This is a genomic window from Paraburkholderia steynii (assembly GCF_900100565.1).
Lineage (GTDB): Bacteria > Pseudomonadota > Gammaproteobacteria > Burkholderiales > Burkholderiaceae > Paraburkholderia > Paraburkholderia terrae.
The window spans coordinates 185,059-196,898 of the sequence record NZ_FNDI01000018.1; the positions used below are offsets into that span (position 1 = coordinate 185,059).

Below are 11,840 nucleotides of genomic sequence, written 5' to 3' on the forward strand. Positions count from 1 at the left end.
TTGCGGCCTCACACACGTTCGACGGCGGGTTCGCCGAATAGACCGACGGGCCGTGCGAGCAGGAACAGCATTGCAAGCAGGTACGGAAACCAGTTTTCGATGCCGCCGCCGAGCAGACTGCCCACATACACTTCGGCAAGCTTCTCCGACGCGCCGATCAGCAAGCCGCCGACAATCGCACCGCCGATCGACGAAAAGCCACCGATGATCAGCACCGGTAGCGCCTTCAGCACGACCAGTGACAACGAGAACTGAACGCCGAGCCGCGCGCCCCACAGAAGCCCCGCCACGAGGCTGACGAACCCGGCCAGCGCCCACACGATTGCCCAGACTCGCGGCAGCCGTACGCCGATGGCCAGCGCGGCGAGCGGGTCGTCGGCGACGGCGCGCAACGACAAACCGAGCCGCGTGCGATTGGTCAGCAGCGACAGGCCGAGCACCAGCACGCCGGCGGTGGCCGCGGCAAACATGTCGAACTGGCTGATCATGACGCCGCCCACGTTCAGCGGTTTGTCGTCGATACCCAGCTCCAGGCCGTGCACCTGAGCGCCCCAGAACAGCTGCGCGGCGCCTTCCAGAATGAAGCTCAGACCCAGCGTCGCCATGAAGAGGACGATGGGCGGGCGATTCACCAGAGGGCGCAGCACGAGGCGGCCGATCAGCAAGGCAATCAGCACCAGTGCCGCGAGCGCGAGACCAAACGCGAGGACCGGGTTCACATTCCGCTCGACGAGGCTCACGTAGGTCAGCGCGCCGAACAGCACCATCGACCCCTGCGCGAAATTGAAGACGCCGGACGCCTTGTAGATCAGCACGAAGCCGATCGCGACCATCGAGTACATCACGCCCGCCAGCAAGCCGCCAACGAGTACTTCGAGAAAAAATCCCATATTCTGCGGTCTCTCAATGACGGGTGCCGAGATAGGCGGCCAGCACATCCGGGTTGCTGCGCACGTCGGCGGGGGCGCCGTCGGCAATCTTCTTGCCGTAGTCGAGCACGACCACGTGATCCGACAGGTCCATGACCACGCCGATGTCGTGCTCGATGAGAACGACGGTCACGCCGAATTGCATGTTGGCGTCGAGCACATAACCGGCCATGGCGCGCTTTTCGTCGGCATTCATGCCGGCCATGGGCTCGTCGAGCAGCAACAGACGCGGCTCGGCGGCGAGGGCGCGGGCCAGTTCGACGCGCTTCTGCACGCCGTACGGCAGCGTGCCGACGGTGGTATCCCGGTAACGTTGCAGGTCGAGCGCGTCGATTACGACTTCGGCGTATTGGTGTTGCGCGCGTTCATCGGCGCGCGAGCGGCCCATGTTCAAGGTCTGTTCGAGCCATGTGCTGCGCCTGTGCAGATTGCGACCGGTCAGCACGTTGTCCAGCACGCTCATACGGCGAAATAGCGCGATGTTCTGAAACGTGCGCGCAATGCCGCTGTGCGCGGCGTGATACGGATTCATCCGCCGATAGTCACGGCCGTCAAAATGCACGCTGCCATGCTGCGGTTGATAGACCCCGTTGATGACATTGAGCAATGAGCTTTTGCCCGCGCCGTTCGGGCCGATCAATGCGCAGATTTCACCGCTGCGCACGGCGAAGCTGATATCGGTGATCGCTTTCACGCCTTTGAACGACAGCGAGATGCGATCGAGCGACAGCAGCGCGTTGGAAGACGAAGTCATGGAAAGTTGAGTCATGCATCAATACGCCGGTTGTTGCGCCGCGCCGTCCGCGCCATGGCGCTCATGCGTTGCGGCTTCGCGCTGGGGCTCGACGCGTCGCCATTCGCCGGTATCGGGCCAGGCGTGCACGTCCACCCGTAACGCGCTGAATAGCGATGCGGTCGTCTCGTCGAGCGGCGGCCCGATGACGAGCGCCGCATGGGTGCGTGAAAAACCGATCACCTCGCGTAACGGGCGGGTGATGAGCCACCAGGTCAAGGTGCGCACGAGCGGGCCGCCCTGTCCGCGTTGCGCCCGGCTGATCAGGCGGCGGCGCCATGAGCGGGTGCCCGGCAAGCGCTCGTCGACAAGCTGGGCCACCCGCGCGTAGGTTTCGCGCGTGCCGGCCACCAGCGTCGGCGCGAGTTCGCGGCGATCGTTGTCGCGCGTCGCCAGCGACTCCGGAAAATTCAGGCGAAAGCCGCTCACTATCCATGGCGCGATCAGGTAGCGTGCCTGGGAGGCCGCCGCAAAGGCCCGCGCGGCGAACGCCTCGTCGCGAGCGGTCAGCTTCTCCGTGCCGATGAGTTGCTCTGCTTCGCGTATCAGCGTCGCATGGGAGAAGTGTTGCGCAACGAGGTGTCCATGCGCATCCAGACGCACGAAGGCGAAGGCGTTGTCGTGAGGACGCGCGGTCGAGGTGAAGCGGCCTTTGTGCAGGATCGACAGTGCGCGATAGTCGGTGACGGCGGGGTGCGGATGGGGCGGGAGGTTGCGCGGGTTGGCGTCGATCACGCGCAATCCTTCATGCGCCAGCAGACGATCCAACTGGCTGTCGTCTGCGGCGAACACGAAACGTGGCGCGAGCTGCGAGAGCGCCGCGCGCAACGTGCCGTCGGCGATTTGCGGATCGAGCGGGATGGCCACGCCACCGTTCCACTGAGCGGCGAGCGACAGTAACAGCGCCTCTTCACGCGGATGACTGACCAGCAGCAACGCGTCGCCCGTAGTGAAACCACGTTGCGCGAGACCGGCGGCCAGTTGCTCGACCGCCGTGGCCACGTCCTGCCACGACAACGCGTGCCATGCGCCCAGCCGCTTGTGGCGCAACGCGACGGCATGCGGCCGGCGCCGCGCCTGATGGCGCAGCCACTCCGGTAGCGTCGACGGCTGTGCGTGCGCCGTCATCAGGCAGCCTTTGCCTGCTGTTTGCGTTCGAGTTCGCGCACCAACGGCAAGACGCGTTTGCCGAAGTACTCCACCTCTTCGATGAAATGGAGGAAGCCGGCCAGCACGAGATCCACGCCCACTGACTTCAGTTCAACAATGCGCTCGGCAATCTGTTGCGGCGTGCCGATAAGATTGGTGCGGAAACCGTCGTTGTATTGCACGAGGTCTTCGAAACTCGATTTGGCCCAGTTACCTTCGCCTTCGGGCGAAGCCTTGCCGGCCTGCTTCACCGCATCGCCGAAGGCCTGCACGGCTTCGACGTGAGCATGCCTGATGATGTCGTCGAGTACGGCCTTCGCTTCTTCTTCGGTATCGCGCGCGATCACGAAGGCGTTCACTCCAATGCGCACCTTGTGGTTATTTCTGGCTGCCTTGGCCTGGATGTCGTCGATCTGCGCTTTCAGGTTCTCCGGCGTATTGCCATTGGTGAAGTACCAGTCGGACACGCTCGCGGCGTTGTCGCGAGCGGCGCGTGAACTACCGCCCTGGAAGATCTCGGGATGAGGTTTCTGAACCGGCTTGGGACTCAGCGTGTAATTGTTGAAGCGGTAGAAGTCGCCCTTGAAGGTGAAGTTGTCCTGTGTCCAGATGCCTTTGAGCGCCTGAATGAATTCGTTTGAACGCCGATAGCGTTCGTCATGTTCGAGCCATGGCTCGCCGATCGCGGTGAACTCGCCTTTAAACCAGCCGCTCACCACGTTGATCGCGATACGGCCATTCGAAATATGGTCGATCGTGGCCAGTTGTTTGGCAACGACTGCGGGATTCCACGGGCCGGGCAGAATCGCGGCAAGCACTTTGAGTCTGGTGGTGGCGTGTAGCAGCGCCTGACTGAATGAAACCGATTCGTGCTGATATTCGGCGCCGTAGCCGGCGGTGAAACGAATCTGGCTCAGCGCGTAGTCGAAACCCGCCCGCTCCGCGGTTTGTGCGAGCTTCTGGTTGTACTCGAGACTCCAGTCGGTGCGTTGTTCGATCGTGCTGACAACCAGGCCGCCGCTGACGTTGGGCACCCAGTAGGCGAACTTGACGTCATCGTCGTGAGAAGGGTTCTGGCTCATGGTGTTCCTGATGGTTGAGTGAAGGGGCTTATGCAGCCAGTGTCGCGGCCTGCGCAAACGCATCGGGGAGGCGGCCCGCATGCAGCCAGGGCAGCGCGCGCGTCACCGCCAGTGCAATGCGCTCTTCCAGTGCCGGGCTCGAAATGGCATAGCCGTTGAAGTCCGCCCCGGACGCGTACACGCCGACCGGCAGCGTGCGCGCCTGAAAGAAGCTGAAGAGCGGACGCAACTGATGATCGATGACGAGCGCGTGGCGATCGCTGCCGCCGGTCGCGGCGAACAGAACCGGCACATCGAAGAGCGCCTCGTGATGCACGAGATCGAACAGATGCTTGAAGAGTCCGGTGTACGACGCCCGGTAGACGGGGCTTCCCACCACCAGCAGGTCGGCCGATTCAATGGCCTTGATGTGCGCCTCCACGTCGGCAGGGACCTGCGCGCGATGAACCGCGCCGGCGAGACTCGAGGCGATCTGGCCGAGTTCGACGAGATGCGTGTCGACGGGCACTGCGTCGCCGAGTGCCGCGAGCACACGTTCGACCACGACGAGAGTGCGTGACGGCCGTTGCAATCCACCTGAGACCGCGACCACTTTCAATCTGTTGCTCATGCGAACAATCCTTTCAATCTGGAATCGAATTAATCGGGACTGCAGCCTATTTAGCGAATACCGTGCCATTGGCTTTGCGCAGACAGACCATGCTCGCGGCGAGTGTGGCGAGCTATCTCGATCAGCACGCTGAACCAAAGGGCATAACGGTTTGAGCCTGTTTCCCGGCCACATATCGTGGTGACATGGAACCATTGCAGGTTGGCGTATGACGCTGGTGAAGCAGGATGGTCTCGTCGTTGCTGCTGGAGCAGCAGCAACGGGCAGGGAGGGGCGCCTTGAGCCTTTCATTAGTCCAACCGGTCCGGCGTCTGAGAGACGTCGGGCGGCGTGACGGCTGACGCAGAGACAGCATCGATAATGACGCTGCTGCGTAATCAGCAATTGGACTTTGGTTCCCACAACAAAATGCATCGGAGAGAAGCGTAGGTCGTCAGAATATGCCTCTCAGGAAGCAACTCTGTGGCGATATGAATTCGACTTACCTACAGCAAAACGCACCGCTTTCCGTATTGCCTGACGAGGAGACGCCCGCTATCACTGAAACGCCGCTGCAGATCGCACAACGTCTGGCCGTAGCGTTTGCCACGACCGCGACCGAGCGCGACGCCCAGGGCGGCACGCCGAAAGCGGAGCGGGATGCGTTGCGCACCAGCGGTCTGCTGGCGATGAGTATCCCCGTGACGCACGGTGGTTCCGGCGCCAACTGGCGGCAAACCCTTGACGTGGTACGCACGCTTGGTCGCGCGGACAGTTCGCTCGGGCATGTGTTCGGCTTTCATCATCTGATGCTGGCGACCGTGCGTCTGTTCGGCTCGCCGCCGCAGTGGCGTTCGTGGTTCGAGCAGACGGCGCGCCATCAGTGGTTCTGGGGCAACGCGCTGAATCCGCTCGACGAGCGGGCGGTGAGCCACTCGTACGCGGGCTGGCGGGAGTTCAGTGGACAGAAGAGCTTCTGTTCCGGCGCGCTCGATTCCGAAATGCTGATCGTGTCCGCGCGGGACGCGGATGCGGGAACGCTGCTGGTCGCGGCCGTGCCGACCGGGCGTACAGGTATCTCGGTTGGCGAAGACTGGAACAATATCGGCCAGCGGCAAACGGATAGTGGCACGGTGACACTGGAAAAGGTCCGCGTGGAGAATCATGAACTCCTGACCGAACCTGGGCCGCTGTCGACGCCTTTCGCCTGCCTGCGTCCCTTGCTCGCGCAACTGATCCTGACGAATACGTATCTGGGCATCGGCGAAAGCGCGTTCAATGATGCGCGCCACTACACGCTGCACGAAGCACGTCCATGGCACACGTCCGGTGTGCAGACCACGTCGGCGGATCCTTATATTCTCGGTCAGTACGGCGAGTTCTGGGCGGGCCTCGAGGCGGCGCGTCTTTTGACCGACCGCGCGGCGGACCGTTTCGATGCCGCCTGGGCTCGCGAGGACGCGCTGACCGAGGCCGAACGCGGCGAAGTGGCGTTGGCCGTTGCAACGGCCAAAGTCGCCGCTACCGAAATCGGGTTCAGTATCTGTACCCGGATGTTCGACGTGGCCGGAGCGCGCGCGACACACGGCGCGCTGAGGCTGGACCGCCATTGGCGAAATTTGCGCACCCATACGCTCCATGATCCGCTCGCCTACAAGCTTCGTGAAATCGGCGAATGGACCTTGACGCAACGATACCCGACGCCGAGCTTCTACTCATGAACTTCTCACTCAATCATGTGTTGCCGGACCGCCCAGCCATCGCGCGAGCGGAAGTGCCGCCATTGCTGACGATGCCCGACAAGCGCGCGCTCACCACCTCCATCCGTGCTACCGCGCAGATCTTCTCGGACCCGCGATCGGTGGCGCTGCTCGAACGCATTCGCATGGTGGCGCCGAGCGATGCCAATGTGCTCGTGATCGGCGAAACGGGAACCGGAAAGGAGTTGGTCGCGCGCCATGTGCACAACCTGAGCGCCCGTAAGGACGGCCCGTTCGTCGCGGTCAATTGCGGCGCGTTTTCCGAGTCGCTGGTGGAAAGCGAATTGTTCGGCCACGAGAAGGGCGCGTTTACCGGTGCGTTCTGCGCGAAACCCGGATGGTTCGAAGCGGCGAATGGCGGGACGCTGTTTCTCGATGAAATCGGTGACCTGCCGCTTTCGATGCAGGTCAAGCTGTTGCGTGTGCTGCAGGAGCGCGAGATCGTGCGGCTCGGCTCGCGTCGCAGCGTTCCGATCGACGTGCGCGTGCTCGCTGCCACCAACGTGCATCTGCAGGACGCCGTGGCGGCGGGGCATTTCCGCGAGGATCTGTTTTACCGGCTCAATGTCGTGCATCTGGCCGTGCCGACGTTGCGGGACCGGCCCGGCGATATCCTGCCGCTGGCCCGCTATTTCATTGAAGAATATCGGAACCGTCTGGGCTATGGCGCCGTCGACATTGACCCGCGCGCGGAACGCAAACTGCTGGAACACGGCTGGCCGGGCAATATTCGCGAACTTGAAAATGTTATCCATTACGCGTTGCTGGTGTGCCGCAGTGATTCACTGGGCGAGGGCGATCTTCAGATGTCGTCGTTCGGGATACAGGGGACGCGGCGAGCGGCCAACGAACCGGCGGCGACACCGCTTGGAGAACTGGAGGCGGCGTTGCGTCATCTGTTCGATCACGCGGAAGGCAACCTGTTCGAACAGATCGAAGACACCGTAATGCGCGTGGCATTCGACTTCTGCTACCGGAACCAGATTCAGGCCGCGAGGCTGCTCGGCATCAGTCGCAACGTATTGCGGGCGCGCCTGATTCGCGCAAAGCAGATTTCGGCGCAGAAGTAGACGCAAGCGCGTGGTCGTCGAGGCAGTTGATTGCGGTGGCATCGGAGATCGAAGCGGACCGGCCGCGAGACCGACCCACTCGACGACGCACGCCTTGGCGATAGCGGACTAGGTGGCCGTTCGGCTGTTGCCGATCTGCCAGACGAAGGGCGGCTCCTTGCCGTTAATTTCCCAGTCGCCGACGATCCGTTCCTTGTAAATGAGCGGGTTGTGCGATGCCGCGGTGCGAGCGTTGCGCCAGTGACGGTCTAACAGTTTGTTTTCGCTCGTGCCGGAAGCTCCGAGCGCGTTGAACAGGTCAGTCGTCGCCTGCAGAATCAGACCCGCCACAGCCACCTGTGCTTTTGCAGATTCGATTTCCGCTGCCACGTTTGCGGCCTGTTCGGCATTGCGGTCAGTGCCGAAGCGCGTTTCGTACGCTCTTTGCGACGGTTCGGCCGCACGTACAGCGGCCGCCTCTGCAGCGTACACGCGCGCAGCAATTTGACCCACCACTTGCTGCACCTGAGCATCTTCGCTGACACGTGGCGCGTTGCCATGGCTGTAAATACGGGTGCGTTTGCGGACCTCATTCGAGATGTCGCGCAATGCCGCGCGACCCGTCCCCGCGATCACGGCGATCAGCACGAGCTGATAGAACGCGGTCTGATATTTGAAGCGCGTGGAGAAGTCGATGATGTTTTCCTCGTCGACAATCGCGTTTTCGAATACGGACGTCCCGCTCCCGGTGGTGCGTTGGCCAAAGCCGTCCCAGTCGTCGCTTTGCTTGACGCCTGACTGGTGCGTATTCACCGCAGCGATGACGTCGGTGCCGTTGTCGTCGCGCTGCGCGTAGACGTCGATCCAGTCGGCGAAGATGCTTCCGGTGCTGTAGTACTTCGTGCCGTTGACAACCCATTGATCGCCGTCACGCGACACGCGTGTGATCACATCGCCTATCTTGACCGCGCCGACCTCGGTCCACGCATTGCCGACAATATCACCGGCCACGAAGCGTTGAAGCCATTTCTCCCTGGCAGCGCCAGGCGTCGCGTTGATTCTGTCCTCGACGAAAGCGAAGTGGCCACGCAGTGCTTGCGGCAAGCTCGAGTCGGCCTCGGCCAGTTCGATCAGAAGTTGCACGAGTTGCGGTAGCGACGCGCCGGCGCCGCCATACTCGACCGGCACTCTGACGGCGCCGAACCCGGCTTCCTTCAGCCAGACGATCTGCTCATAAGGCAGCGCACGTGCGCGCTCGCGTTCGAGCGCACCCTCCGCGATGCGCTTGAAGATCGGCCTGAACGTGACGGCCAGTTGTTCGTAGTCGGCGCCGGATGAAAGCGGCGATTTTTCCAGTTCGATTTGTGACGTCATGTGGCTTCTCTAAAGTCAAGGTGTGGAGCGCGGCGGAGCGATCAGACTCTCTTCGTCGAAACTAGACAGCACGAGATGTGCCATCGCGTTTAGCTCCTCTGGACCTTGACGAATGGGCATGGCGAGGAGTTCTTGTTGCTGGGAATGAAGCAGTGTGCTTATGAGGTGCTGCTCTGGGAGCAGTGGAAGGTTTGCTGGGAAGGGGGGAGCGGGTCGCTCACTCTGAGCGAATGGACGTCATCATTGCCTACCGCCTTGACGTGACAGAACCCCAAAAAGACACGGTCTATGCCGAGGCAGTCGATGACATGTTCAATGAGCGGCAACACTTGTTTCTCTCTTACAGACGACATTTTTGAACACCGCTATCTGCCGGATCTGCTCGCGCCGATCCATCAGAAAACCTGAAGATGTCGATCAGGACTATGAGATTTCCTTGTCGACGCGCTTCTGCCATAGTTGTTGCAAGCAGTCGTGTTGCAGCATCGAATTGTCTGCGTGAATAGCAACCTATGAAAATTTCGACCATGGACCACCCATTGCGCGCCACGCTGGCTGCGGAATTGCACGCTCGCCCCTTTCTGCGACTGGCCGAATCTGTCTCCCTCACCCACTACGCGATTTACACCGAGCACAATCCGTCGATACACGAGAGCCTGTTACATACGTTGTGCCGGGACACAGGAATATCGATTCCAGCGGAAGGCGCCACGCATTGTTCCGTGCAGTCGCCGTGCGGATGGCATCTGAAGTGGGAACGTCACACTGAATTCTCCACGTTCACGTTCGTCATCCCGCGCAAGGACAGCGACTATTTCAACGATGTTGCAACTGAGGGCATTCCCGCCAGCTGGTTCATACAACTCGCTGGAAGCCGGTTCGTCGCGTCCCGTATGGAACTACTGACGGGAGACGACGCGCGCGCAGCGCGCGATGCGTTGCGTCAATGGATCGACGGGCCAATTCTGGTCGGCAGCAATGTGCTTGGCGGCGGTCAAGCGTTTTGCGACTGGTGCGTGCGGCCGGATGGCTTTATGCGCTTTCTCGTCATCGATGAGGGCTTTCGTGAGGAGCAGGGCGGCCGTCTGCTGCAGCGACTGTATGAAATCGAGACGTATCGGATGATGGCGCTGCTGGCGCTGCCGATCGCGCGCAGAATGAGTCGCGATCTGGACGAGATTCATTCTTCGCTTCAGTCGTTGATGCAGAGCATGGATGCGCGGGGCGCAGATGGCGACGACTCACAGCTGCTCGTCAAACTCACGCACCTCGCGGTTCGAGTTGAATCGCTTTCAGGGTCCGGCGGACGCTTTAGCGCGTCACGGGCCTACGAGAAACTGGTACTGGCACGCATTCAAGAGTTGAGAGAAGAGCGCATTGAGGGAATGCCGACGATCCAGGAGTTCATGGAGCGCCGCTTCGCGCCCGCGATGGAAACATGCCGCAGCGTCTGGGCCCGTCATGAACAGATCGCGGATCGAATCGCACGCGCCGTCGATCTGTTGCGCACGCGGGTCAACCTCGCTCAGGAAAAGGACGTCACGCGCCTGCTCGTCGGCATGGAGCGGACGGCACGCAACCAGCTGCATTTGCAGCATGCTGTCGAAGGGCTGTCCGTTGCGGCAATCTCATACTATGTGCTTTCGTTGGCTGCTGCTGCGTTCAAGGCGTTGCACGTGCTGAGTCTTCCCATCGAGCCCGAGTTGGCCGAAGGCCTGGCGATCGGACCTGTCGTGCTTGCGGTGATCGCCATCACAAAGCGGACCCGGAGCCGGTTATTGAAGCGCAACGCGAGTGATGAAGAGCACGTCGTTCGTCCTTTGAATCAATCGATTTGAAACCGCAGACCCTCAGGAGCAGCATCAATGACTCACCCGAAAAGCAGCCAAGCGCAGGAACACATGCATCGCGATGCGAACCCCGCGAACGAAAGCTATCTGCGGTCGTATCTTTCTGCATTGAAGGAGCCGACTGTCTCGCTGGCCGGCCACCCGAACGATCGACCCGATGTCGCGACGGCCGCGATTCTAGGCTACAACTGACAGAATAACTGTCACCCGAAGCTGCACGTGATCAACGCGAGCGCTTCGATAAATGTGGACAGGCCATCCTGTCTGTGTTGCTGCAGCACCTCTCCGCAAACACATTCGAGAGTTGATGTAAGTTTAATTATAGAAGTTACTGTTATAAGGATGCCAAAGTAAATTGAGATGAAATTGATCCAGAGTGGTCGTCTCAAACCGGTGGTCGCCATGTCAAGTTCGACACCCATCGACTGCGAAGGCGTAAGCCAGCTGCCGGCTGGTTCAGTCTTCGCCCGGGGCACCGCTCGGCGCATAGTTAGCGTGGGGGACTCCCCTTTCGCTGACGGTCAGGTCGAACCACCTTCGCGCGGAGTGGGCGATCCCTGCCCCCGGATTGAGATCAAACATCAGGCAACTGTCGTCCCGGTCAACATGGAGTGACGGCATAAGGCAGCGCCGCAGTGTCACGCATACTCTGCGCAGACCTCGTCGGTGATCTTGCCATCAGCCACGAGGCGGTAGTCGATAAACGGCTCTTCGCCGGGACGGATAGCCGTGATGGCATGAATGAACACGTGACTGCTGGTTGCAATGGCCTCGCAGTTCGGGACACGCGCATGGTTCAGTTTGTCATGTGAATCATTCGACTCCGGTTCGTTTAATTTCGTCAGAGGTTCGTCGCGTGAATGAGAAGTCACGATGGAAGAAATATTTTTCCGATTCCTCTTGACGTCACGTGTCGGGTGGCTCAGAATTCGCCTCCCTCGTCGCTGAGGACGCGAAAAAGCAAGGCGCTTCCCGCGAATGTTCTTTAACAATCAACAGCCGATAAGTGTGGGTGCTCGATGGCAAGCGCGCGGTGATCTTCGGGTCACTGAATAGCGAAAGTAATCGAGTCTCACACAGAAGTAATTGAGGAAGGTTTGAGCAATCAGATCTTTCGTCAGTGATTTTGAGTGAGCGACCGGTTCTTAACGGAACCGAAAAACAGTAACAGGTTTGAACTGAAGAGTTTGATCCTGGCTCAGATTGAACGCTGGCGGCATGCCTTACACATGCAAGTCGAACGGCAGCGCGGGGGCAACCCTGGC

General features: G+C 60.9%; 11 protein-coding genes and 1 rRNA gene. 5 read left to right on the forward strand and 7 right to left on the reverse strand.

Features of this window, described 5'->3' with window-relative positions; all coding sequences use genetic code 11:
• Positions 1 to 8 precede the first annotated feature (8 nt).
• From BLT65_RS29080 to msuE, 5 genes are read right to left on the reverse strand one after another with little or no spacing between them, the layout of a single operon-like run.
• Positions 9 to 890: a branched-chain amino acid ABC transporter permease gene (locus BLT65_RS29080; protein ID WP_091784116.1), complete on the reverse strand. Its 882-nt coding sequence runs from the start codon at positions 888 to 890 to the stop codon at positions 9 to 11.
• A 13-nt stretch (positions 891 to 903) separates the two neighbouring features.
• Positions 904 to 1,698, reverse strand: a complete 795-nt coding sequence (locus tag BLT65_RS29085; RefSeq protein WP_244186688.1) for an ABC transporter ATP-binding protein — start codon at positions 1,696 to 1,698, stop codon at positions 904 to 906.
• Between the two features lie 3 nt (positions 1,699 to 1,701).
• The gene (locus BLT65_RS29090) at positions 1,702 to 2,850 is read right to left on the reverse strand and encodes an AMP-binding protein (protein ID WP_091784122.1); all 1,149 of its coding nucleotides are present in this window, start codon (positions 2,848 to 2,850) and stop codon (positions 1,702 to 1,704) included.
• Positions 2,850 to 3,953 (reverse strand): dimethylsulfone monooxygenase SfnG, encoded by a 1,104-nt coding sequence (gene sfnG, locus BLT65_RS29095; protein ID WP_091784125.1) that lies wholly within the window; start codon positions 3,951 to 3,953, stop codon positions 2,850 to 2,852. Before sfnG ends, BLT65_RS29090 begins: the two co-directional genes overlap by 1 nt.
• Before the next feature lie 28 nt (positions 3,954 to 3,981).
• Positions 3,982 to 4,563, reverse strand: a complete 582-nt coding sequence (msuE, locus tag BLT65_RS29100) for an FMN reductase (protein WP_091784128.1) — start codon at positions 4,561 to 4,563, stop codon at positions 3,982 to 3,984.
• Between the two features lie 470 nt (positions 4,564 to 5,033).
• Here msuE and BLT65_RS29105 point away from each other — a divergent pair, with 470 nt between their 5' ends.
• Together BLT65_RS29105 and BLT65_RS29110 are read left to right on the forward strand one after the other, a co-directional pair.
• Entirely contained in the window at positions 5,034 to 6,263 is a 1,230-nt protein-coding gene (locus BLT65_RS29105) for an acyl-CoA dehydrogenase family protein (RefSeq protein ID WP_244186690.1), read from the forward strand.
• Positions 6,264 to 6,334: 71 nt separating this feature from the next.
• Positions 6,335 to 7,372 carry a sigma-54 interaction domain-containing protein gene (locus BLT65_RS29110; RefSeq protein ID WP_244186701.1) on the forward strand — a complete coding sequence of 346 codons (1,038 nt, stop codon included), beginning with the start codon at positions 6,335 to 6,337 and terminating at the stop codon, positions 7,370 to 7,372.
• Between the two features lie 108 nt (positions 7,373 to 7,480).
• On the opposite strand, the gene BLT65_RS29115 is transcribed toward BLT65_RS29110, so the two are convergent.
• Positions 7,481 to 8,725 (reverse strand): acyl-CoA dehydrogenase family protein, encoded by a 1,245-nt coding sequence (locus tag BLT65_RS29115; RefSeq protein WP_091784135.1) that lies wholly within the window; start codon positions 8,723 to 8,725, stop codon positions 7,481 to 7,483.
• A 527-nt stretch (positions 8,726 to 9,252) separates the two neighbouring features.
• Here BLT65_RS29115 and BLT65_RS29120 point away from each other — a divergent pair.
• Together BLT65_RS29120 and BLT65_RS47325 are read left to right on the forward strand one after the other, a co-directional pair.
• The gene (locus BLT65_RS29120) at positions 9,253 to 10,563 is read left to right on the forward strand and encodes a DUF3422 family protein (RefSeq protein WP_091784138.1); all 1,311 of its coding nucleotides are present in this window, start codon (positions 9,253 to 9,255) and stop codon (positions 10,561 to 10,563) included.
• A 27-nt stretch (positions 10,564 to 10,590) separates the two neighbouring features.
• Positions 10,591 to 10,767: a hypothetical protein gene (locus BLT65_RS47325; protein ID WP_167306559.1), complete on the forward strand. Its 177-nt coding sequence runs from the start codon at positions 10,591 to 10,593 to the stop codon at positions 10,765 to 10,767.
• Between the two features lie 446 nt (positions 10,768 to 11,213).
• Here the strand turns inward: BLT65_RS47325 and BLT65_RS48055 are convergent, their stop codons facing one another.
• Complete coding sequence (locus BLT65_RS48055) at positions 11,214 to 11,447, reverse strand: SET domain-containing protein-lysine N-methyltransferase (protein ID WP_091784141.1); 234 nt, start codon at positions 11,445 to 11,447, stop codon at positions 11,214 to 11,216.
• A gap of 303 nt (positions 11,448 to 11,750) precedes the next feature.
• On the opposite strand from BLT65_RS48055, the gene BLT65_RS29130 reads away from it, so the two are divergent.
• Positions 11,751 to 11,840, forward strand: a 16S ribosomal RNA gene (locus BLT65_RS29130); the annotation flags it as partial.

Bases quoted from the DNA above. Each gene is read 5' to 3' on its own strand.
- BLT65_RS29120 (WP_091784138.1), top strand. From the start codon at position 9,253: ATGGACCACCCATTGCGCGCCACGCTGGCTGCGGAATTGCACGCTCGC.
- sfnG (WP_091784125.1), bottom strand. From the start codon at position 3,953: ATGAGCCAGAACCCTTCTCACGACGATGACGTCAAGTTCGCCTACTGG.
- BLT65_RS47325 (WP_167306559.1), top strand. From the start codon at position 10,591: ATGACTCACCCGAAAAGCAGCCAAGCGCAGGAACACATGCATCGCGAT.
- msuE (WP_091784128.1), bottom strand. From the start codon at position 4,563: ATGAGCAACAGATTGAAAGTGGTCGCGGTCTCAGGTGGATTGCAACGG.
- BLT65_RS29115 (WP_091784135.1), bottom strand. From the start codon at position 8,725: ATGACGTCACAAATCGAACTGGAAAAATCGCCGCTTTCATCCGGCGCC.
- BLT65_RS29110 (WP_244186701.1), top strand. From the start codon at position 6,335: ATGCCCGACAAGCGCGCGCTCACCACCTCCATCCGTGCTACCGCGCAG.
- BLT65_RS29085 (WP_244186688.1), bottom strand. From the start codon at position 1,698: ATGACTCAACTTTCCATGACTTCGTCTTCCAACGCGCTGCTGTCGCTC.
- BLT65_RS29105 (WP_244186690.1), top strand. From the start codon at position 5,034: ATGAATTCGACTTACCTACAGCAAAACGCACCGCTTTCCGTATTGCCT.
- BLT65_RS29090 (WP_091784122.1), bottom strand. From the start codon at position 2,850: ATGACGGCGCACGCACAGCCGTCGACGCTACCGGAGTGGCTGCGCCAT.
- BLT65_RS29080 (WP_091784116.1), bottom strand. From the start codon at position 890: ATGGGATTTTTTCTCGAAGTACTCGTTGGCGGCTTGCTGGCGGGCGTG.